A 23,465-nucleotide genomic window follows, 5' to 3' on the forward strand; every position below is an offset into this window, starting at 1 on the left:
GAAAATACTATTAAGATAGTGTACAAGCATTAGCCGGTGATGATAACGACAGCAAATACTGGCAGAAATAACGGCAGTGATAAGCAAGGTTAGGCAGGTTAGCTTGTTCGTCATCCTTAACGAACAAGCTATTTTCACATCAAGGCATTAAAACTTATGACTCAGTTCAAGGGTGATATTGCGCGGCTCACCGGGGAAATGGCCATTACGTTCGCTAAACCCACTGACGGCATATTCTTTGTCGAAGATATTTTTAAGATTTAAACGAACTTGAGTTTGATCCCACTGAGTCGTCCAGCTCATGTCAAAAATCGTATGGGGCTTCACTATTTGACCATCGAGGCTGAACTGCTCGCCCACATAATCCATACCAAAGGCAATCGCCGAATCGAGTGCATTGATATCGTAACGGGTCCATATCCCCGCTTGATGACGGGGCGCATTGGCAAAGTGCTTACTGTCGAAGGTGTTGGTTAAACTGCCGTTCGTCACCCCTTTAACCACTTCAGTCTCGTTATAGGCATAGTTTGCTGTGACGGTCAGGTTATCGGTTAAATCCCCCACCAGCGTCCATTCAAGGCCTTGACTGTGTACTTCACCCAAATTAAGTAAAGCGGGAATGCCATCGTCATCGCCAGTATTTAAAGGGTTAGCTTGAGCGACATTTTGTTTTTCAATGCGATATACGGCGAGCGTGGTCATAAACTGGCCATCAAGCCACTCATTTTTCATCCCAAGTTCAATTTGATTACCCGTTTCTGGATCGAGGAAACCGTCAGCAATATCTTGTGCTTGATCGGTTAAAGATGCTGGATTGAAGCTCTCTGAGTAATTCAAATAAAAGGACATTGAATCGATTGGGCGATAATTAAGCCCTGCCCTTGGCGTTATCGCGTTATCGCTGAAGGAGAAACCGGTCTTTTTATCATAATCGTCAAACTGGCTGAAACGCAGACCGGCAATCAATGACCACTGTTCATTAAAGTGCAAGTGTTCCTGCACATAAAGGCCAAAACGGTTAGCACGGGTACCGTCGGTATCCATGTCTTTTAATTGATAGGTACTAGGATCCGTCTCACCATAGTTAAGGTCAAAAATATTTAGGTTACCCACGCCTTCCTTGCTGGTCGCGAGCTTGTAATGGTACTCGGTTTCCACATAGTGATAATCGCCACCGAACAGGAACTCATGTTCAAAACCTAAGGCATCGAATGCATAAACAAAATCATTGGTTAAACTGATTTCATCATTTGCCCGTGCTTGCACTCGGTATTCACGCTTAATGGTGCCATCTGCACTATTGGCTTTACCATCACCATTTACATCGACCCAACCTCTCGATTCATGATATTGCTGCGTGGAATCATTATTCAGATAGCGGATCTGCGTCTTGACCGAGAAATTATCGGTAAATTGATGATCGAGAATCGATTGCAGCACCAGCGCATCCATCTTCTGGAAGTCACTCTTCTCATTGGCATTATAGGATGGCGCAACGAGGAAGTTACCGTCATTATCGACAGGCACGCCGCGCAATCGATTGCCGCCTAAATCCTGCTTAATAATATCGAAAGTGGTGGTGAGCTTAGTATCATCACTGATTTCGTAGAGTAACCCACCCGCCACTTCGGCATTTTGGCTATCTGCATTATTGCGAAAGCTATCTTCCTGCTGATAATAGGCGCCAAAACGATAGGCAAGATTTTGGGTTAAGCCGCCAGTGAAATCCAGCGAGCCCCCCATCATGTCCTCGCTGCCCGTGCTTAAGGTCAGCTCTTTGCTCTCGACAAACGTCGGTTTTTTAGTGACATAGTTAATCATGCCGCCAGGTTCACCGCCGCCATAGAGTGCCGATGCAGGGCCTTTTAACACTTCAACCCGCTGCACATTAAAGAGTTGTGGCACAGAAAATCCCGAATAGGGATCGCCCCTTACCCCATCATAAAAAACGTTGGCATCGTCGCGGAAACCGCGAAAGGTCACGCCGGAATAACTAAACTCACTCATACCCGCGATTGAGCGGTATAAATCGGTAATATTGCGTGCCGCTTGGTCAACGATTAACTGCTCGGTCAGCACTTGCACCGACTGCGGCAATTCCATCACATTAATCGCCGTCTTAGTGCCAATCGTGGTTTCTTTATCGACGTACATTTGCATCGCGCGGCCATGGACGGCAATACGCTCAGGTGCTGCGAGTTTTATCTCCTCATCGGTCGTGGCTTGAGTCGGTGCAGGACTTGCAACAGATGAACTCGTAGACAAGGTCTGCTGTGGAGCCTCTTTATCGAGTACAGTTTCAGCGGCGAATGTCGACTGATGTTGAGCGAGTGCAAGTGCAATTAATGAGTAGGCGAAACGAGTCTTCACAGAATGTCCCCAGCGCGAGCGCATAAAAATGGCATAAACCAAAGGGTTTACAAATGTATTCAAACGAATTGGCCGTCATTATAAAGAATGATTTACGAATGACAATAATTATCATTTGAATTTACACAATTGTGAAACGCGTTTAATAAATCATCGACATCAACCCACATAATCCTTGTTATGTTTGGTTATGACTCAAACAAAGGAACGTCAATAACACAGACCTTCGATGAAAGTTTTAATGTGGAATAAGAAAGAGACGCACAGCATCAAGCTGAGCATTTGTGTGTAACCTAATAAAAACAAAAAGTTAAATATTTAAACGATATAAAAACCAGCGACAGTGCGCTGGTTTTTGGCTATTGTTGAGCTGTGCTTAAGCAAGGGCTTCACTCAGCCTATAAGGTGAATGCTTAAAAGATTGCTTCATCCAATTGTGTGAGCATTTCACTCGCCTGCTCGATTTGCTTACGCAGACTGCGACCTTGTACCGCCCAGTAAGCCATGTAGAAATCGGCCGTTTTCAATTTAGCTTGGTAAAATGCGGTTTCTTCAGTGCCCTGCTCCAGCGCCGCTAATGCCACCGCGGCACTTCTGGCCCACATCCACGCCAGTGCAGTCACGCCGAACAACTCCAGATAAGCCATAGACGCTGCGCCGATAATGTCTGGATTGGTCGCCGCATGGGTCGCTAAATAACCACTGGCCTTTTGCAAATCACCCGCACAATCCATTAAACCACTCACGTAAGGTTGAATCGCCGCATTCGTGCTATGTGACTTAATAAACTCTGTCACTAACGCCGACCATTGCTGCATCGCCGCGCCGCGGTCGCTAAGCAGCTTACGTCCCACTAAATCCAATGCCTGAATACCGTTAGTGCCTTCATAAATCAGTGCAATACGGCTATCACGCACAAATTGCTCCATACCCCACTCATGAATATAACCATGCCCGCCAAACACTTGCTGTGCATCGACACAGGCATTAAAACCACGGTTAGTAATAAAACCTTTCACCACTGGCGTGAACAGTGCCGCTAATTGGGAGGCAACTTTGGCTTTGACGGGATCGGTATGACGCTCAGCTTCATCTAGCCACAAAGCTTGTTGTCCAACTAAGGCTCTTGCGCCTTCATTAAAGGCTTTTTGCGACAGCAACATGCGGCGCACATCGCCGTGAACCAAAATCGGATCGGCGGCTTTTTCTGGGGCTTTGGCGCCACTTAAGGCGCGGCTCTGTAATCTGTCTTTGGCATAGGCTAGCGCATTTTGATAGGCAATCTCAGAGACACCCAGCCCTTGCACGCCCACGCCTAAACGCGCTTGGTTCATCATAGTAAACATAGCTCGCAGTCCTTGGTGCGGCTCGCCGACAAGCTCACCCAGCGCAGCTTCAAATACCATCACACAAGTTGAGTTACCGTGAATGCCCATCTTATGTTCAAGGCCACTGGCATATAAAGTGTTCGGCGCGCCTAAACTACCATCGTTATTCACTAATACTTTAGGCACGGCGAACAAAGATATGCCCTTCACGCCTTCAGGTGCATCGGGCAAACGGGCTAATACGAGGTGCACTATGTTGTCGGTGAGTTGGTGATCGCCTGAGGAGATAAAAATTTTCTCGCCGGTAATAGCAAAAACACCTTCGGATACTGGCACGGCTTTGGTGCGTAATAAGGCTAAGTCAGTACCGGCGTGGGACTCGGTCAAATTCATGGTCCCAGTCCATTCACCGCTAACCAGTTTACTCAAATATTTTTGCTTGAGCGCATCACTGCCGTGGGCATGGATGGCGGCATAGGCGCCATGGGTCAAACCAGGATACATGGCAAAAGCCATGTTAGTTGCCGTTTGTATCTCAGTGGCAAAAATCCCCACCACTTCGGGTAAACCTTGGCCGCCATATTCAGGATCGCAGGTCAGCGTCGGCCAGCCATTATCAACAAACTGCCGATAGGCGTTATCAAATCCTTCCGGTGTAATCACCTTACCATCGACCAACTTACAGCCTTGCAGATCGCCGACACTATTGAGCGGTAACATAACTTCAGTACTAAAGTCGGCCATACCTTGCAGGATCGCATCGACAAGATCTGGATCGATTTCATCGAACCCCTTAAGTGCATCTTGCTGATAAATATGTAACATTTCATCGAGGATAAATTGATAGTCGCGCAGCGGCGCTTGATAAACTGGCATAATCGCTTCCCTTTTCTTGTTAGACTGCAACTCAACTAAGTGATCTGACCACTTTGGTGCTCTGACCACTTTAGCTAAATCTGCCGAAAAAGAAAGCACCTCAGTATCCGCCACAGACTTTTGTTTACACAAACGAACAGCGAAACCGTAAATTGATCGCAACAAAGCCTTATGTTATCGCGGAAAACTTTGTAAGCTAACTGCCTGTTTTTCTGATATGTCAGCAGAGTTAAGGATATTGTTACTATGGGTTCTGTCACTACTAAAAAGCACGCCAATGGGCTCGATTATGTCGAAGTGAATACGGCGTTATGTCAGGCAAGAATTTTTTTGCAGGGCGCGCAAATAGACTATTTTCAACCCGTAGGCAAACCACCTTTGCTGTGGGTTTCATCGGCTGACGATTATCAACCCGGTAATGGGATCCGTGGCGGAGTACCCGTATGCTGGCCTTGGTTTGGCATGAGCAGTGAAGCGAACTTTCCCCAACACGGTTTCGCCCGTACCCGCATTTGGGCGCTGGAATCGGTAGAAATGCGTAATCAGTTAGTGGATTTACGTTTTAGCTTAAAGATCAGTGAGCAAGATAAAATTTATTGGCCGCATAACACTGAGGTCAGCGTGTTATTCACCCTAGGCGACACCCTAAGCATTAGTCTTGTGAATACCAACTTAGACGATGAAACCGTGACGCTTACCCAAGCGCTGCACAGCTATTTCCCGATTGAGGATATCCACCAACTCAAAGCCAGCGGTTTTAGTGGCTCAAAATACATCGAATTTGCCGAGGGGCCTTATCCACAAACCACTGATGAAGTGCGCTTTGATCGCGAGACAGATCGTGTCTATACCGAACTCGGCCCAGTGCAATTATTGCATACGCCGCAGGGGATAATTGAAGTCAGCCGCGATAACAGTCAATCAGCGGTATTATGGAATCCATGGATTGAAAAGTCACAACGCCTTGGCCGGTATAATCCAGAGGATTATCTGACCATGGTCTGCCTAGAAGCGGCCAATGTGTTAGAAGATAAAGTCGTGCTTGCCCCAGGTGAAACTCACAGTTTAGTGACCCATATTCGCTGGAAAGACTAACGATTAAATATCCTAGCTCTTAATGTCCTAGTCAAAAAACGATACACACAAAAATGCCCAGTCCTATTTGCCAACGCAATCGGGACTGGGCATTTTTATCACTGCAAAACCAGAGTTTTTATAAGCCTATTTAGCTGATTTCTCTAAGCGCGACAGTAAGCTAGACGTATCCCAACGGTTACCGCCCATGCCCTGAACTTCTGAATAGAATTGATCCACCAAAGCGGTCAATGGCAAGTGTGAACCATTGCGGCGGGCTTCTTCTAAGGCGATGCCTAAGTCTTTACGCATCCAATCGACGGCAAAACCAAAATCATAGCTTTGGCCCCACATCGTCTTGTAGCGATTTTCCATCTGCCAGCTTTGCGCCGCGCCTTTGCTGATCACTTCAATGACTTTCTCGCCATCGAGTCCCGCTTTACGGGCAAATTGCAGCGCTTCCGCCAAACCTTGCACCACACCCGCGATACAAATTTGGTTCACCATCTTAGTTAACTGACCTGCACCAACCTCACCTAAACGCTCGGCGCAGCGGGCAAAGGCTTCAATCACAGGTTTAACACGGGCAAACACAGCTTCATCGCCGCCGACCATCACAGTCAAGGCGCCATTTTCAGCGCCCGCTTGACCGCCAGACACGGGCGCATCGAGGAAATCAATGCCCTTTTCGGCTAAGACTTTGGCAAGCTCACGAGCGACATCGGCCGAAGCCGTAGTATGGTCAACCAGCACAGTGCCCTTTTCCATCCCATGAATAACGCCATCACAGCCTAATACCACTTCACGCAGGTCGTTGTCATTGCCCACGCAAGTAAACACAATATCTTGCCCCTCTGCCGCTTCCTTTGGTGTTGGACAGCAGCGACCACCATAGGTGTCGACCCAAGTTTGTGCCTTGGCAAAAGTGCGATTATAAACAGTGACCTCATGGCCTTTGTTCAGTAAATGCCTCGCCATGGGATATCCCATTACGCCTAAACCAATAAATGCGACTTTTGCCATGAGCTGATCCTTAAATAGATAAACAAGTGAATCGATTCAAAATAGTGGCCGCAGTTTAACATTCATCAACGGTAACGTCAGAGTGAAATCGGAGCGAGTGATAAACGCACTTTTCGCTAGAAACAACAAAGGCGCCTTAAGCGCCTTTGCTGATTTAATTTATGGGGCTATTTCACCACATGGGCTTCCATTTCGGCGCCAATCTTTTTACGCATTTCCATCAAGCGCAGTGCAGAATCCCGCAAATGAATATCATGTTCCGTCTGTGGTATCCACTCAGGCACAGGCGTAGGTAGGCCATCTTCATCAACTGCTACCATGATCACAATACAATGGGTAGTGAGATGACGCTCAGAAACTTTAGGATCGCCCGCTCGCACATCGATACCGATATGCATAGAAGTTTTACCCGTATAAATCACTTTTGCGCTGACTTCAACGATATTGCCCACCAAAATGGGTTGCACAAAACGAATACCGCCCGCATAAGCAGTAATACAATATTTACCGCTCCAGCCCGCTGCACAGGCATAGGCCGCGAGATCGATCCACTTCATCACAGCACCGCCGTGAACTTTACCACCAAAATTCACATCCGCAGGCTCTGACAAAAATCTCAGGGTACTTTGTCTATCTATACCAGCCATATAACCTCAACTTATTCAGCCACTGTGGCTCAATGTTTCGTGCAATAGGCTGAGTTTACGATAGAAAGCCCCATTAGCGTAAAAATAATTACGATTGACCTCGTCAAAAAATTCGATTTAACCAAAGTGGCTAATAAGCACGCAGCAAAGCAATAAACTCGGCAACGCTAAACGATAAATCCATAGTTGAAGTTCACTACTGACGAAACGCGTACCCTTAGCAAAAGTGTAAACGCCTAAGCCAAACATAAAGAAACCAAGCACTTCGAGGCCCGAAGACATATTGCTATCGCCACCGACGTTAATCGCCGTCACCAATAAGGCAAACCAAACCACCACGTAAGCAGCGATTGCTAAGGTAAAAGTCTTGATCCCAATGTCCATGTTTGGATGCCACACTTTAAACTCACCGCGGATCAATTCGGTCAGATTGGCAGTTAATGCGCCAATGAGGGGAACAAGCGGGATCACCGCGGGATTTAACATGACACACTCCATTAAGATTGAATATGTCTGTCATTATCTGTGGTCACTAGAATTAAACAAGCTTGATGAACAAATGTTAACACTATGGATATCATACAGTTAGAAAGTGACATCTATCACAATAAAGCCATAAGATAACGGAGTTCAACTCACATGAGCAATGAATTTGACCCATAAAAAATGCGCCCTCAGGCGCATTTTTTCACTGTGTTTTACACCATAAATGCGTGTTTTACACTTTCTTGAACAGTAATGAACCGTTAGTCCCACCAAAACCGAAGGAGTTACACAGAGCGTAATCCATCTTCACGTCACGGGCTGTATGGGCAACAAAATCTAAGTCACAACCTTCGTCTGGATTATCCAAGTTGATGGTTGGCGGTACGGCTTGGTCACGCAGTGCTAGCAAAGTGAAAATCGCTTCAACTGCACCTGCAGCACCTAAGAGGTGACCCGTCATCGATTTAGTCGAGCTAACCAGTACTTTATAGGCGTGATCGCCAAATACAGACTTAACCGCTGCCGCTTCTGCTTTATCACCCGCAGGCGTCGACGTACCGTGGGCGTTGATATAGCCAATTTGCTCCAGTGATAACTTAGCGTCATTAATGGCATTGACCATAGCCGCAGCAGCGCCAGCACCGTCGCTTGGAGGCGATGTCATGTGGAAAGCATCACCGCTCATACCAAAACCGACTAACTCGCCGTAAATGGTCGCACCGCGCGCTTTAGCGTGTTCGTACTCTTCCATCACCATCACACCAGCGCCATCACCGATCACAAAACCATCACGGTCTTTATCCCATGGACGGCTCGCCGCAGTCGGATCGTCATTGCGTGTCGATAATGCTTTCGCTGCACCAAAACCTGCCACGCCTAAAGGAGAAGTGACATCCTCAGCACCGCCGGCAACCATCACGTCTGCATCACCATAGGCAATAGTACGCGCCGCGAAACCGATATTATGCACGCCCGTAGTACAAGCGGTCGTCACGGCGAAATTTGGCCCTTTCATGCCAAACATGATCGACAAGTGGCCCGAAATCATATTGATAATGGTACTAGGTACGAAAAAAGGAGAAACCTTACGCGGGCCACCATTCATCAATGCGCTGTGACCTTGTTCAATCAACCACATACCGCCCATACCCGCACCAATAGCAGTACCGACACGACCAGGGTTTTCTTTACTCATGTCCAGACCTGAGTCTTGGATAGCTTGGATGCCAGCCGCCATACCGTATTGAATAAAGAGGTCCATCTTACGGGCGTCTTTTTTCGTTACGTATTGCTCAACATCGAAATCTTTTACTGAACCACTGAAACGAGTGGTAAATTCACTGGCATCAAATTTGGTTATCGGTGCAATACCACTCTTACCCGAAAGCAAAGCCTTCCAAGTAGTATCGACAGTATTGCCCACTGGAGTTACTAACCCCAAACCGGTTACCACTACACGACGTTTAGACACGGCAGTCACCTTTAAATGCTAATTTGTTAATTCAGATAGAGGACACAGGGTTTTCTATCATTAGACAATTTCTTAAATAACGTTTATTTAGAAAAATTCGCCAATCTGCGGCGAGCATCTCGTGGATAACAATTAAAACACGATCCAGAGACGATTGAATGGCACGGAGGCAGAATTTGACGGGGGTAAAACAAAAACAGGCGGCAAAAATGCCGCCTGTCTTCAAGAATTCAGAATTACTGATTCTTAGAAACGTAGTCGATCGCTGCTTGAACAGTAGTGATCTTTTCAGCTTCTTCATCAGGGATCTCGGTATCAAACTCTTCTTCCAGAGCCATAACCAACTCAACAGTGTCCAGAGAATCTGCACCCAGATCGTCAACGAAAGATGCCGCTGGCTTAACGTCTTCTTCTTTAACGCCCAGTTGCTCTACAATGATTTTCTTTACACGTTCTTCGATGTTGCTCATTAGTTTTCTTTCCTATTCAAATTACGCACTTGCGTAAGATTGCGAGTAGTTTATTAGATTTGGCTGACAATGCAAGCTTAGTTTTCGTGGTCTAACCACGAAATTTCACTATCAATTGATACAGATCACTACTCAGTTGCGACAGAAATCCCTGCCATTCGCCCTTAAACCATGTACATGCCGCCATTCACATGCAAAGTTTCGCCTGTGATGTAAGCGGCTGAGTCCGAGGCCAAAAAGAGCACTGCATTGGCAATTTCTTGCGCTTGCCCTAATCGTTCCATCGGAACCTGTGACATGATAGCTTTTTGCTGCTCTTCGGTCAGCTCATCTGTCATATCGGTCTGGATAAATCCAGGAGCGATAGCATTAACTGTAATTTGACGAGATGCAACCTCTCTTGCAAGAGATTTTGTAAATCCAATCAAACCCGCCTTTGCTGCCGAGTAGTTAACTTGACCTGCATTGCCCATGGTGCCTACCACTGAACCGATATTGATGATTCGGCCAAAGCGCTTTTTCATCATGGTACGCATCACAGGTTTTGACAGTCTAAATAACGATGTCAGGTTGGTGTCGATAATATCCTGCCATTCATCATCTTTCATCCGCATCAGCAGATTATCACGGGTTATACCCGCGTTGTTGACTAGAATATCAACATCACCCGCTTTTTCTTTGATCGAGGCGAATAAATGTGTAACAGATTCACTATCTGTGACATTAAGCACTAAACCAAAACCTTTGTCACCCAGATATTCTTGGATCGCCGCAGCGCCCTTCTCACTGGTTGCGGTTCCAATAACCACTGCACCCGCTTCGACCAGTGTCTCAGCGATCGCACGGCCAATACCGCGGCTCGCACCGGTCACCAAAGCCACTTTGCCTGTTAAATTCAGGTTGAAACTCATATAAACTCCTTACTCAGTTAATGCTGCTAATGAAGCAACATCATTAACCGCTTGGGCTGATAGTGATTTATTAATTCGTTTTGCTAATCCTGTCAATACTTTACCAGGACCACATTCCACCAGTTGGGTAATGCCTTTTTGGGCCATTAGCTCAACCGTTTCGCTCCAGCGGACAGGACAATATAACTGACGCACTAACGCATCTTTAATGTCATCAGCAGAGGTGGGTGATGCCACATCAACGTTATTAATCACTGTAATTGTTGGGGTATTAAACTGTACATCGTTTAATGCCACGGCCAGTTTATCCGCCGCAGGTTTCATTAATGCGCAGTGTGATGGCACGCTGACAGGTAGAGCCACCGCCATTTTAGCGCCCGCTGCTTTACAAGCTGCTGCAGCGCGCTCAACTGCGTCTTTTTGACCTGCAATGACCACTTGACCAGGACTGTTAAAGTTAACTGGACTCACCACGTCACCTTGAGCCGCTTCGGCGCAGGCATTAGCGATACTCTCGTTGTCCAAACCGATAATCGCATACATAGCACCCGTGCCAGCTGGTACCGCTTGCTGCATCAGTTGACCACGTAATTCCACCAACTTAATCGCGTCTTTAAAATCCATCACACCCGCGCAAACTAAAGCAGAATACTCGCCTAAACTGTGACCCGCGAGTATAGCTGGCATAGGTTTGCCTGAAGCCACGTAGGTACGCCAAATCGCCACGCTCGCCGCTAATAGGGCTGGTTGAGTTTTATCGGTTTCATTTAAGCTTTCAACAGGACCTTGCTGAACCAATGCCCACAGATCATAACCTAAGACGTCACTCGCCTCAGCAAAGGTCTGTCCAACAACAGCATAAGATTCGGCAAGCTCGGCTAACATGCCTAGGGCTTGTGAACCTTGGCCCGGAAATACAAAAGCAACATTTTCCATATTCAAATTACCTATGGCTAACTTAATTTATTGAAAAATCATGTGGAACACACATGTAGAACTTAGAAACGAATGAGCGCACTGCCCCACGCAAATCCAGCACCAAAGGCCTCAAGCAGCAGTAGTTGTCCGCGCTGAATACGGCCATCACGTACGGCTTCATCCAATGCAATGGGCACTGACGCAGCAGAAGTATTACCGTGTTTAGCTAAAGTCAATACGACTTTCTCAAGACTCATATCGAGCTTTTTAGCGGTAGCATTGATAATTCGGAAGTTGGCTTGATGTGGCACTAACCAGTCAATTTCTGACTTATCGATATTGTTAATGCGCAGCGTCTCAGTCACCACATGGGACAATTGAGTCACAGCCACTTTAAAGACATCGTTGCCTTTCATGGTCATAAAACCGACCGCTTCAGAAGTTTCGCCTTTACGTGGTGGGAAAGCGCATTTCAATAAGTCACCTTGGCGACCGTCGGCATAAATGTGGGTCGAAATGATCCCTGGTGTTTCGGATGCGCCTATCACAACCGCGCCCGCACCATCACCAAATAAAATAATCGTTGAACGATCTTCTGGCTCACATAAGCGAGACAGTACATCGGCACCAATCACTAATACTTTTTTAGCCGCGCCCGTTTTTACAAATTGATCGGCAACAGATAAAGCATAAACAAAGCCTGAACACGCCGCGGCGATATCAAAAGCTGGAATGGTATGCACGCCAAGCATGGCTTGAATTTCACAGGCCGCAGCCGGAAAAGCATTGGGAGCACTGGTGGTGCCGCAAACGATCATGTCTAAATCTGATGCTTCTATGCCAGCCATCTCTAGCGCTTTTAATGCCGCTTGGTAGCCCATAGTTGAAACGGTTTCATCGAAAGCCGCAATGCGACGTTCTGATATACCTGTACGTTCAACAATCCATTGGTCAGTGGTTTCCACCATTTTTTCCAAATCTTGATTGCTACGCACCTGCACCGGTAGATAACTACCAGTTCCGAGAATTTTTGTATGCATAAGGAGGGATCAGTTATTTATATCTAAAAGAATCGACTCCAAACGATCTTTTATCATTTCAGGGAGTCGACGTTGAGCTTCCGTTACTGCCAAACTAATTGCTTGTAAATAGGCAGTTTCATCCGCGTTTCCATGGCTTTTTACAACTATTCCGCGCAATCCTATCAGACTTGCACCGTTATAGTGGTCGGGGTTCATCTGACTAAGGACCGCCTGGATACGAGGGGCGATAAGTTTAGCCAGAAAACGAACGAATAAACCTTGGGTTAGTCCCCGTTTTAACTGATGTACTAATAACTTGGCAATACCTTCTGAGGTCTTGAGCGTGATGTTACCCACAAACCCATCACAAACAATCACATCCACATTACCGGAATAGATTTCATCCCCTTCGATAAAACCAGTGTAATTGATTTGTTCTGTGTGTTGCAGCAACTGCGCGGCTTGCTGAACTTGGTCATTACCTTTAATTTCTTCAACGCCCACATTGAGCAAGGCGACTTTTGGCCGAGATTTCTTATCTACCGCTTCGCACAGGACTGAGCCCATCACGGCAAATTGAAATAAGGTTTCCGAGTCACAGGAAATATTCGCGCCCAAATCCAACAAATAAACCGGTTTTTGAGTCACCGCAGGTAAACAACTGACTAATGCTGGTCGATCAACACCAGGCAAGGTCTTCAGCAATACTTTCGCCATTGCCATCAGCGCCCCTGTGTTACCGGCACTCACACACGCTTGTGCGCGGTCGTCACGCACTAACTCAATAGCCAATCGCATGGAACTGTTTTTACGTGTACGCAAGGCATGCACAGGCCTATCGGACATACTAACGACTTCATCGGTATGAATGATTTCTGTGCGCGAAAGTAAACTCGCTTCGGCTTGACGTAGATAGACATCAATTTCAGTCTTGTCACCGACTAAAATGATTTTAAGAAAAGAATGTAATTGTAGTGCCCGCAAGGCTGCAGGCACCGTGACGTGGGGGCCATGATCACCACCCATTGCATCTAACGCAAGCGTCAGATTCGTCATTAGGAAACCAACAAATTACTTGTTGATTACCTTTTTACCGCGATAGAAGCCATCTGCAGTCACATTGTGACGCATATGGATTTCACCGCTGGTAGCGTCTACAGACAGCTGAGCAGTGCTCAGTGCGTCATGTGAACGGCGCATTCCGCGCTTTGAACGTGATTTTTTGTTCTGTTGTACAGCCATTGGCCTGTCTCCTCGATTACTTGCTCTTCAGTTTTTCTAACACTGCAAACGGATTTGGACGCTCCTCTTGAGCGGGTTCTATCTCGCCTACAACCATGTCTTTAGATCCTGCACTGCAATCAATTTCTTGATGCATTGGGATTATCGGCATAGCGACTATCAATTCATCTTCGATCAATTGATGTAGACGCACTTCGCCAATTTCATTGCACTCAATTGGGTCATACGCATCCGGGAGCTCATCGATTTCTGCTTTAGTCCGACATGGACCAAAACAAAACTCGACCGTAACCTCAGTGGTAAATAGTGTCATGCAACGTTGACATATCAGAGTGAGCTCCGTCACAGCCTTCCCTTTCAGGTAGACTATCCCCTGTAAATCTACGCCACATTCAAGCGACACTGCCACATCGGAACAGTCGCCGGCACATAACTCAGTTAATCTTTTCAGTTGCACACCAGGAACAACGCCCTGATAAACTAGGCGACTCGAGGCGGCGCGAAATGGATCAATTGAAACCGGTATCTTTACTGTTTGCATAAGGCGCGCATATTATAGTTTGAAAACGCTAGAGTCAAAGAAAAAATACTAACTTAAGTCCCAGTTTGCGACTTAAGCCTTTCCCTTGCCCCAACATTGAAATTGACGGAAGCGAAATAGTACCCAAGCATGAAGCCGCATACAAGCGCAAGCCGACTAAAATAGTCGCATTCATTGAAAAGAAACCGTAAAAGACGAAACTCTTGCACTCTCCCGCATTGATTGGTCACAATATGAGTCACTCTTTTGCGGATATCTCATTATGCCAACCCCATTAATCTTAGCTTCGACGTCTATATATCGACAATCTTTACTGCAAAAACTCGGGTTACCCTTCGAATGCTGCAATCCTAATATTGACGAAACGGCGTATCTCGAAGAATCGGCCCATGCTTTAGTGCTGCGATTAGCCAAAGCAAAAGCCGTCGCGGGGGCAGAACAATTCCCCGATGGTCTGATTATTGGTTCCGATCAAGTTGCCGTCATTAATGGCAAGATTATCGGTAAACCCCATCATTTTAATAATGCCGTCGCGCAGCTCACTCAAGCCTCAGGCAAGGCCATCACCTTTTATACTGGTCTTGCACTCTATAATGCCAAAACTGGCGCTATGGCCGCTGAGGTTGAACCCTTTACGGTTCATTTTAGGCACCTTAGCCATTCGCAGATTGTGGCCTACATAGAAAAGGAAGAGCCTTATTATTGCGCAGGGAGTTTTAAGAGCGAAGGTTTAGGTATCGCGTTATTTACAGCGCTCGAAGGTCGCGATCCCAATACCTTAGTTGGCTTACCACTGATATTACTGACGGAAATGCTGTTAGCCCAAGGTGTAGACGTTCTCGCTTAAACGTTTACCAAGGCTTTGCTCTATTTGCTCAGTTTATTGAATCAATGACGCGCATCAAAAATACCGAGCTACTGAGTCGTTTCATCGACGAGAAGATGAGACGTAAATAAAAGTGATAAGGAAGTCTCATGCGCAGCGGCATGTATTGCCGCTCCAGCATTAAATAGCAGTGTTAGAGGTATTGCAGTAATTGCTTTGGTGAATCTATCAAGGCGATAGGTTTTGCCCGCAGCAACTTTTCGGCACTGTGAGCGCCATAGGTCACGCCAACGCTATCAATCCCAGCATTGGCCGCCATGGTTAAATCCAGCAGAGAATCACCCACCATTAAGGCTCTGTTCGGTGCTATATTCAATTCTTTCAGCAAGCTTGAGATCATTTCAGGGTGGGGTTTGCTGTGCACTTCATCGGCGCAGCGTGACGCAACAAAGTATCGACCTAAGCCTGTTTGCTCAAAGACGCGATCAAGTCCCGCACGGGCTTTACCAGTTGCGACGGCTAACTTATAGCCTTGGCTATACAAGTCATCGATTAATGCAGGAGTTTGTACAAACAAGGGCGTTGGCGTGGTGTCTAAATGCAAATATTGTACTTTAAACTCAGCGCGCATCTGCTGATATTGATCATCTTCGCCTTGGCTAAATGCATTTTTAGGATGCTGCTGATGCTGAGAATTGGCAGAAGAAGCGCTGAGATTGAGCCCGTGTGGAAATAGGACTCGCAGCGCTTCTGTCATAGAAAGACCAATAATATCGCGAATGTCACTTTCAGTTGGGATAGGTAACTGCAATGCCTTAGCCATATTTTCAATACAAGTGATAATTTTACCGATGGAATCCATCAGAGTGCCATCCCAATCGAAAATCACTAAATCGTATTGCTTTATCTTCATCCTTGAAACCTATCCCCGTCGATTACGCACGCTTTAACTTATCGAGTAATTGCGACAAATTTTCATCTAAAGGCGCTGAAACCCGCATCACTTCATCATTTTCTGGATGAATGAACATCAATTCAGCAGCATGTAAAAAGAGTCGAGTTAAACCTAATGCACGCATGCTATCGTCAAACCCTTGCTCGCTGTACTTATCATCACAGGCGATAGGATGGCCAGCAAATTGGCAATGCACCCGAATTTGATGAGTACGTCCAGTGACAGGGCTTGCCTTCACTAAAGTACAACCTTGGTAACGCTGCATAATTTTAAAGCGCGTTTCTGAAGGTTTACCCTCCGCATTAACACGCACAATGCGCTCACCGGATTTAAGAGTGATTTTCAATAAAGGCTGTTTAACGGCTTTATCTTGAGCAGACCATTCCCCTTTAACTAAGGCCAAATAGTCTTTCTGCATCTTTTTATATCGAAGCTGATCATGCAGATGTTTAAGCGCGCTACGTTTTTTCGCCACCAACAACACGCCCGAAGTATCTTTATCGAGACGATGTACTAGCTCTAAAAACTTTTGTTGAGGACGCAGTGAACGCAATGCTTCAATCACACCGTAATCGACTCCACTACCACCATGCACGGCAATGCCAGCAGGTTTATTCAGCACGATCAAATGATTGTCTTCATGCAAAATACGATCTTCGAGTTGCGAGACTTTACTTAAGTTCGCCGATGGTGCGGTACGGTTATCCGGCTCTGCCACGCGGACTGGCGGAATACGTACTATGTCGCCAATCTGCAACTTGTACTCGGGTTTGATGCGTTTCTTATTCACTCGAACCTCGCCCTTGCGGACAATGCGATAGATCATGCTTTTCGGCACGCCCTTCAGCTTGGTCATTAAGTAGTTATCGATACGCTGTTCGAAGTGATCTTCATCAATCGTGATCAACTGAACCTGTTGTGGGGTGGATTCTATATTCATGATGCGCCATCTAATTATAACGGTCGCCATTGTACAACAACTGAGAAGAATTGTGCCTTTCCATTGCTGAATTTTTTGATTATTGCTATATTTCACCAGCGATTAGGGATAAGCCGTGAATAAAGTGTTCACAACGCCCTGATCCCAAGCGGAAAATTTAACGGATAAAAAAAGATTTTCTTGATAGCAAATCATTGATTTGCAAATCGTATACAGAGTAAAAATACCACAAATGCGTTTTTTACGATTAAATCGAGAAAGTCACCTTACTTTAATAAGGTTTACCCTAGGTTTTCCTCCCCGATTTCGAAGGATATTTTAACTTGTCGTCAGACAAACCGATTCGACTTGGGCATTACCGGAACGAAACTAAAGAATTTATGGGGTTGGTTGATGTTTTACAACGAATTCCTTGTTTTTGTAATCATTAAAAAATAAGCCATAAATAGGATGCGACACGCAGCGACTGCGTCTAACAGTAATGCGCACCTCTTGCCTAGCCACCAGCCGTGAGGCTCAGTTGACCTACTGCTAGGCCCGTAATGCAGCGAAGCGCGATGTTTGATGACCTCTATTTAAAGAAGAATGACGTCATCATGAAACGTATGTTAATCAATGCAACTCAATCAGAAGAGTTGCGTGTTGCCCTTGTTGATGGGCAACAACTGTATGACCTAGACATTGAAAGCCCAGGTCATGAGCAAAAAAAATCAAACATTTACAAAGGTAAAATTACCCGAGTAGAACCGTCTTTAGAAGCCGCTTTCGTCGACTACGGTGCCGATCGTCACGGCTTTTTGCCACTGAAAGAAATCGCTAGAGAATATTTCCCGAAGGGATATTCGTTCCAAGGTCGCCCAAACATCAAAGAAGTGGTCAGTGAAGGACAGGAAGTTATTGTCCAAATTGACAAAGAAGAACGCGGCAATAAAGGTGCAGCCTTAACGACCTTCATCAGCCTTGCAGGCTCTTACTTAGTATTAATGCCAAACAACCCACGTGCTGGCGGGATTTCTCGTCGTATCGAAGGTGATGAGCGCACTGAGCTAAAAGAAGCGATGGCTGACTTAGAAGTGCCTGCTGGCATGGGTCTTATCGTGCGTACTGCGGGTGTAGGCAAAGAATCTGCCGAGTTAAAGTGGGACTTAAAAGTTCTACAACACCACTGGGCGGCGATCACCGAAGCTTCACAAGTTAAAGGCGCACCTTTCTTAATTCACCAAGAAAGCAATGTGATAGTTCGCGCTATTCGTGACTATTTACGCCGTGACGTGGGCGAAATCCTCATCGATCATCCACGTATTTTTGAAGAAGCGAAGCAACATATCGCCTTAGTTCGCCCTGATTTCGTTGAGCGCGTAAAACTGTACGAAGCTGAAGTGCCATTATTCACTCACTTCCAAATCGAATCACAAATTGAATCCGCCTTCCAACGCGAAGTGCGTCTGCCATCTGGCGGTTCAATTGTTATCGACCCAACTGAAGCATTAACCTCAATCGATATCAACTCTGCCCGTGCCACTAAAGGCGGCGATATTGAAGAAACAGCACTGAACACTAACCTCGAAGCCGCCGATGAAATTGCCCGCCAATTGCGCCTCCGCGACTTAGGTGGCTTAGTGGTTATCGACTTTATTGATATGACGCCTGTGCGCCATCAGCGTGAAGTTGAAAACCGCTTACGTGATGCTGTTCACCACGACCGCGCCCGTGTGCAATTAGGTCGCATTTCTCGTTTCGGTTTGATGGAAATGTCGCGTCAACGTCTGCGCCCCTCTTTAGAAGAATCTGCAGCGCATATATGCCCTCGCTGTCATGGCCAAGGCACGATTCGCAGTACCGAGTCTTTAGCACTGTCAATTTTACGTTTGATGGAAGAAGAAGCCATCAAAGAAAACACCTCACAAATCGAAGCGATTGTGCCTGTGGATGTTGCAGCTTTCTTGTTAAACGAGAAACGCAAAGCCATTCGCATCACAGAACAGCGTCACGATGTCGAAGTGTATGTGATACCTGACGCACACATGATGACGCCTGATTACCGCGTGATCCGTCACCGTAGTGATGATGAAATCAGTGAATCAAGCTATAAGCGTATAGAGCATCCTGAAGCCAAATTGTATGAGCCACGCAAACTGGAACGTACTGCGGCGCCTATTCCGGCATTAAAAGGTTTTGCAGCGCCACAGAAAGTAGAACAAGCCCCATCACCAACGGTGAAAGTTGAAGCGCCACAACCAGGCTTCTTCAGCAAGCTTGTGAGTGCAATCAGTGCCATGTTTGCACCAAGTGAAAAAGCTGAACCCGTAAAAGTTGTTGAAACTAAAGCAACTGATACCAGTGCGGCTAACGCAAATCGCCGTAACCGTCGTAATGACACTCGCCGCCCACGCAATGCCCAAGATGCCGACAAAGCAAAAGAAGGCACTCGTGAGCCGCGTAGCCGCAATCCAAAAAAGCCGACTGATGCAGTAGTCAGCACACAAGAACGTCCAGTACGCGAAAAAGAAGAAACGGCTAAACGTCCAGCTAAAGCTGAACCAAAGCCACGCGTACAAGCGCCAAAAGATGTTGTTGCCGACATTGAAGCAGATGATGCCCCTAAGCAAGAAGTCGCCCGTGAGCGTCGTCAGCGCCGTAACATGCGTCGTAAGGTGCGTATCGATAATGGCCATAATACGCCAGATAATGCGATCCCAATTGCACCTGAAGATGCCGCAGAAGTGTTAGCGGAAATTGCAGCCCTTAACGCCGCAGCGGCAAGTACTATCAGTGTTAATACCAAAGCTGAAGTCATTGCACAAACGCCAGTAGAAACTAAAGCGCCAAGAACACGTCGCCAGCCTCGTAAAGAAGCCGCACCCGCTCAAGAAGCGCAAGAAAATATTGTGCTAGAAGAGACAACTGTAATTTCTACTGTAGTAGAAACACCTGCGGTTGATGCTGTTAACACAGCTGAAAACACCTTAGTTGACACAGCAGCTCATACTGTAGCAGCGGATGCAGTATCGCAAGATAGCGAAGTTGATTCAGACAACGAAAATGCTAATGCTGATGATCAATCAAAACGCGAGCAAAGAGATGGTCAACGTCGTAGCCGTCGTAGCCCTCGTCACCTTCGTGCAGCGGGTCAACGTCGTCGTCGCGACGAAGATGACCAAGGGACATCAACCCCAGCGCAATTCGTTCCTAATGACGAATTAGGTGCTGACCAAGAGTACCCAAGCGAAATCGTCAGTGTTCGAGTGGAAACTCCTGTTGTTGCAACTCAAACAACAGCGGTAACTGAACCGGCCGTTAAAACTGCTGACGTCGAAATAGCTGAAACAAGTTCAACTCCAACTGTTAAAGCTCCTGCTGTTGTTAAAGTAGAAGCAAAAGTTGAGCCTCAGCCTCAAGCAAATGACGTTGCAGCAGTTGAAACTCAGCAAGTTGAAACTAAACCTGTTGTGACTAAAACCACTGAAACGAAAGTGGAAGAGCCAAAGACTGCTGACGCAAAAGTTGACCTTGCGTCAATCGTTGAAACTCAGGTGACCAGCGTTACTGCTGAAGCCGTAGTCGTTGCAGTCCCATCAGTTGAAAGCTCAGTGACTAAATCAGTAGCAGTACCCAAAGCTGAAGCAGCTAAAACCGAAACACTTGTCGAGCCAAGTGTTGCACCGAGCGCTGAAGTAAAAGAAGCCGTGAAAGCAACAGCCTCTGCGCCAATGGCCAGACCGGCTGCTATCGCTAAGCCTCAAGCCACAGTAAAAACAGCTCCAACAACACCGCAAATCACGGATGCAGTTGTTGTCAGCAAGCCGAAAGCCGCCAGCCGCTTTGGCTCTATGGTGTCTTCGGATATGACCAAGCCTGTCGTTGAAGTGAGAGAACAAGTGGCAGTCCCTAAAGGACGAGAGTATGAGAATACTGCGAACGAAGAGTCTACAGCCAAAATCAAACTCGCTAATGGTGCAGAGTCGGATATGGCGCGTCCATAATCACTTAAGCTAAACCAGAAAAGCCATGCAATTGCATGGCTTTTTTATTTATACTGTAATACTCCACAATATTTAAATTTAGCTCTATCCATTTTTCGGCTTAATCGTAGTCCCTTGAATAACATAACCCATCAAAAGATCCTCGGTATATAGTTCTCAACTTTAAGTATTCTTGCGTTGTCACTAACGTCACATTAGAAGCAATAAACATGCTAACAAAATATCAGGCCAATACCCGCCAGTAGAAAGGGCTCTTAATCCATTTAGTGCTAACTGTAGACCCCTCCTTTATAAGTTAGGAAAACTAGTCGAGGGAAAGCATTATTCCGCTATAAAGTAGCCGATAATTAAGTTGGATTAGCAGCCTAAAGCTTCTGTCGGAAATACTTAAATGTACGAAATGCAAGGCATCTCAATAGCCATATTCGTTTTTTGGTCGGCTCCAAACTACATCATAAATAAGCTAGTGTTCTTTAATATCAAGCACTAAATGCTTTGCCAGCCTCAACTCTTTACTACAAGGCTTTCAGCCTTAGGTGCAGCTTAGTATATGTAGGATAACTAAGTGCAAGAAATGCAAGTGCACCAATCATATTCGGCAATATCTGAAGTCACTGATTTACAACAAATGAATGATTAGACACATTCGCGTTCGATATTGAATATAAGATTACGCAAAAAATAAACTCGATAAGAGTAAGCGTTAAGCGTTAAGCGTTAAGAGTTAACATATAATGGAATTGAATGTTACAGGGGTAAAAATAAGGAGAGTGTATCAAATGGTTTTATTGAAAATCTTGGAGATATCAGAATTGGATTCTAACAGAGAAATATTAGAGGATTAACTTCAGATTTAAGCATTAAATTAATGCGACATGTTAAGTGGATCTCGTCGCTTATACTGGATTCAACAATCTAAACTAAATGAAATTTTATTTTCGCACAAATAAAAAGAGCCACGGAATTAACCATAGCCCTTTAATCCATTGCTATCAGCTCTAGGCTAACAGCACTGAAAATTAACCAATGATAGTTACGTTTTCAGCTTGTGGACCTTTTTGACCTTGAGTCACAGTGAAAGACACTTTTTGGCCTTCATCAAGAGTTTTGAAACCGTCAGAGTTGATCGCACGGAAGTGTACGAATACATCTGGACCAGATTCTTGCTCAATGAATCCGAAACCTTTGTCAGAGTTGAACCACTTAACAACACCAGTAACTTGAGACATAATATAAATCCTGTAAATAAAAAATTAAAGCCTTAACGGCGGGTGGAGCTGGAAAATGCCGGTATTACTTATGTTTACAGGACGAACTGGTCGTATTGAACACATAAATATAAGCCCAACCTTCAAGCTGATAAGACTATAAACCATTCTAAAGATAAGTCAACACACTGCGACACTTTGGATTATTTATTTTGCCTAAATCTACTTTACGGTTTTGCAACCGGCTAGCAGAACACTAGGTTCATGCTGTTTAGCCGGTACAGTTAAGCATTTTAAATAACTTATTTCAATAGCTTAATCTTATCGCTTACTTTGAAATCCGATGCACTTCAATTTGGAAATCCAATTCACAGTTCAGTCCTTGCAACGCAAATGCTTGCTTTTGGGCATGAGTAAACTTCCAGGCATAGGGCGTCATTTCTAAAAAATGAGCGATATGTTCACTATTTGCCAGCTCTAACTGGGAGATTAAGCGTTCCTGATGCAGACACTCAAATCCAGCAATATGCGCTGTGGAAACGGGATGTAATCTTGGCTCAGCATAAATTTGTTGTTTCAACGCAAAATGGTGTAAAGGTCCCGGAGAAGCCGTTATCAGTAAGCCTCCATCAGCCATAATTCGTTGTAACTCTTCTACTTTTGAAGGGGCATAAATACGAATGGCAAGATCGACACTTTGGGATGCGATTGGCATTTCATAGGCACTTGCGACACAAAATTGCAAATTAGGGTAACGTTTAGCTGCATATTTAATTGCAGACTTAGAAATATCTATACCTTGTAAATTGCAATCATGGTGCTGGCTCAACACATGGAATAAACGTTGACTGTAGTACCCTTCCCCACAGCCTATATCGAGGATTTGTTTTGCTTCGGCACTAAACTCAAGCGCGAGCTCATTCACTCTATCACTCAAACCTTGATAGTAACCCGCGTTTAAAAATTCACGCCGAGCAAACATCATCTGTTTATTATCACCAGGATCTTTTGAGTTTTTCTTCTGTACAGGCAATAAGTTGACATAGCCTTCTTTGGCCATATCAAACTTATGTTGCTGTGAACAACCCCAAGTTCGCTCCGTTAACGTCAGTGGGGCGCCACACAGGGGACATAAATAATACATAATGGACTCTTATCATTTAGCTAAATTTGG

General features: G+C 45.7%; 20 protein-coding genes. 3 read left to right on the forward strand and 17 right to left on the reverse strand.

The features are described from left to right. Positions 1-147: 147 nt before the first annotated feature. Positions 148-2,394 (reverse strand): TonB-dependent siderophore receptor, encoded by a 2,247-nt coding sequence (locus L5M71_RS09635; protein WP_263205704.1) that lies wholly within the window; start codon positions 2,392-2,394, stop codon positions 148-150. 389 nt (positions 2,395-2,783) lie between these two features. After that, positions 2,784-4,574: an acyl-CoA dehydrogenase C-terminal domain-containing protein gene (locus L5M71_RS09640; protein WP_263205707.1), complete on the reverse strand. Its 1,791-nt coding sequence runs from the start codon at positions 4,572-4,574 to the stop codon at positions 2,784-2,786. A gap of 246 nt (positions 4,575-4,820) precedes the next feature. Between L5M71_RS09640 and L5M71_RS09645 the strand changes: the two genes are divergently transcribed. After that, complete coding sequence (locus L5M71_RS09645) at positions 4,821-5,669, forward strand: D-hexose-6-phosphate mutarotase (RefSeq protein ID WP_263205555.1); 849 nt, start codon at positions 4,821-4,823, stop codon at positions 5,667-5,669. 126 nt (positions 5,670-5,795) lie between these two features. Here the strand turns inward: L5M71_RS09645 and L5M71_RS09650 are convergent, their stop codons facing one another. From L5M71_RS09650 to yceD, 11 genes are all read right to left on the reverse strand, one after another. After that, positions 5,796-6,671: an NAD(P)-dependent oxidoreductase gene (locus L5M71_RS09650; protein ID WP_263205559.1), complete on the reverse strand. Its 876-nt coding sequence runs from the start codon at positions 6,669-6,671 to the stop codon at positions 5,796-5,798. Between the two features lie 167 nt (positions 6,672-6,838). Next, a complete protein-coding gene (locus tag L5M71_RS09655) occupies positions 6,839-7,318 on the reverse strand; it encodes an acyl-CoA thioesterase (protein ID WP_105252855.1) in 480 nt (159 codons plus the stop codon). 117 nt (positions 7,319-7,435) lie between these two features. After that, the gene (locus tag L5M71_RS09660) at positions 7,436-7,804 is read right to left on the reverse strand and encodes a hypothetical protein (protein WP_168823881.1); all 369 of its coding nucleotides are present in this window, start codon (positions 7,802-7,804) and stop codon (positions 7,436-7,438) included. A 232-nt stretch (positions 7,805-8,036) separates the two neighbouring features. Next, a complete protein-coding gene (fabF, locus tag L5M71_RS09665; protein ID WP_006087466.1) occupies positions 8,037-9,275 on the reverse strand; it encodes a beta-ketoacyl-ACP synthase II in 1,239 nt (412 codons plus the stop codon). Between the two features lie 236 nt (positions 9,276-9,511). Then, complete coding sequence (acpP, locus tag L5M71_RS09670) at positions 9,512-9,745, reverse strand: acyl carrier protein (protein WP_006081231.1); 234 nt, start codon at positions 9,743-9,745, stop codon at positions 9,512-9,514. A gap of 164 nt (positions 9,746-9,909) precedes the next feature. Then, positions 9,910-10,656 carry a 3-oxoacyl-ACP reductase FabG gene (gene fabG / locus L5M71_RS09675; RefSeq protein WP_006081230.1) on the reverse strand — a complete coding sequence of 249 codons (747 nt, stop codon included), beginning with the start codon at positions 10,654-10,656 and terminating at the stop codon, positions 9,910-9,912. 9 nt (positions 10,657-10,665) lie between these two features. Then, positions 10,666-11,592: an ACP S-malonyltransferase gene (gene fabD, locus L5M71_RS09680; RefSeq protein ID WP_263205561.1), complete on the reverse strand. Its 927-nt coding sequence runs from the start codon at positions 11,590-11,592 to the stop codon at positions 10,666-10,668. Positions 11,593-11,654: 62 nt separating this feature from the next. Further along, entirely contained in the window at positions 11,655-12,614 is a 960-nt protein-coding gene (locus tag L5M71_RS09685; RefSeq protein ID WP_131523925.1) for a beta-ketoacyl-ACP synthase III, read from the reverse strand. Positions 12,615-12,623: 9 nt separating this feature from the next. After that, a complete protein-coding gene (gene plsX, locus L5M71_RS09690; protein ID WP_263205564.1) occupies positions 12,624-13,652 on the reverse strand; it encodes a phosphate acyltransferase PlsX in 1,029 nt (342 codons plus the stop codon). Positions 13,653-13,667: 15 nt separating this feature from the next. Continuing rightward, positions 13,668-13,838, reverse strand: a complete 171-nt coding sequence (rpmF, locus tag L5M71_RS09695; RefSeq protein ID WP_006081226.1) for a 50S ribosomal protein L32 — start codon at positions 13,836-13,838, stop codon at positions 13,668-13,670. A gap of 16 nt (positions 13,839-13,854) precedes the next feature. Continuing rightward, a complete protein-coding gene (yceD, locus tag L5M71_RS09700; RefSeq protein WP_028760371.1) occupies positions 13,855-14,379 on the reverse strand; it encodes a 23S rRNA accumulation protein YceD in 525 nt (174 codons plus the stop codon). Between the two features lie 262 nt (positions 14,380-14,641). On the opposite strand from yceD, the gene L5M71_RS09705 reads away from it, so the two are divergent. Next, on the forward strand, positions 14,642-15,226 hold the full coding sequence (locus L5M71_RS09705; RefSeq protein ID WP_263186158.1) for a Maf family protein: 585 nt from the start codon (positions 14,642-14,644) through the stop codon (positions 15,224-15,226). 172 nt (positions 15,227-15,398) lie between these two features. Here the strand turns inward: L5M71_RS09705 and L5M71_RS09710 are convergent, their stop codons facing one another. Both L5M71_RS09710 and rluC read right to left on the reverse strand, forming a co-directional pair. Further along, positions 15,399-16,118, reverse strand: coding sequence for an HAD family hydrolase (locus L5M71_RS09710; RefSeq protein WP_263186157.1), 720 nt, complete (start codon positions 16,116-16,118; stop codon positions 15,399-15,401). 22 nt (positions 16,119-16,140) lie between these two features. Further along, positions 16,141-17,100 carry a 23S rRNA pseudouridine(955/2504/2580) synthase RluC gene (rluC, locus tag L5M71_RS09715; RefSeq protein WP_105252860.1) on the reverse strand — a complete coding sequence of 320 codons (960 nt, stop codon included), beginning with the start codon at positions 17,098-17,100 and terminating at the stop codon, positions 16,141-16,143. A gap of 542 nt (positions 17,101-17,642) precedes the next feature. Between rluC and rne the strand changes: the two genes are divergently transcribed. Then, positions 17,643-21,083, forward strand: a complete 3,441-nt coding sequence (gene rne, locus L5M71_RS09720; protein WP_263205567.1) for a ribonuclease E — start codon at positions 17,643-17,645, stop codon at positions 21,081-21,083. A 1,019-nt stretch (positions 21,084-22,102) separates the two neighbouring features. Here rne and L5M71_RS09725 read toward each other — a convergent pair. Both L5M71_RS09725 and rlmA read right to left on the reverse strand, forming a co-directional pair. Beyond that, positions 22,103-22,312 (reverse strand): cold-shock protein, encoded by a 210-nt coding sequence (locus L5M71_RS09725; protein WP_011789734.1) that lies wholly within the window; start codon positions 22,310-22,312, stop codon positions 22,103-22,105. Between the two features lie 307 nt (positions 22,313-22,619). Beyond that, a complete protein-coding gene (rlmA, locus tag L5M71_RS09730) occupies positions 22,620-23,435 on the reverse strand; it encodes a 23S rRNA (guanine(745)-N(1))-methyltransferase (protein ID WP_263205569.1) in 816 nt (271 codons plus the stop codon). Positions 23,436-23,465 lie beyond the last annotated feature (30 nt).

It is taken from the genome of Shewanella sp. SW1, assembly GCF_025653545.1.
Lineage (GTDB): Bacteria > Pseudomonadota > Gammaproteobacteria > Enterobacterales > Shewanellaceae > Shewanella > Shewanella oncorhynchi.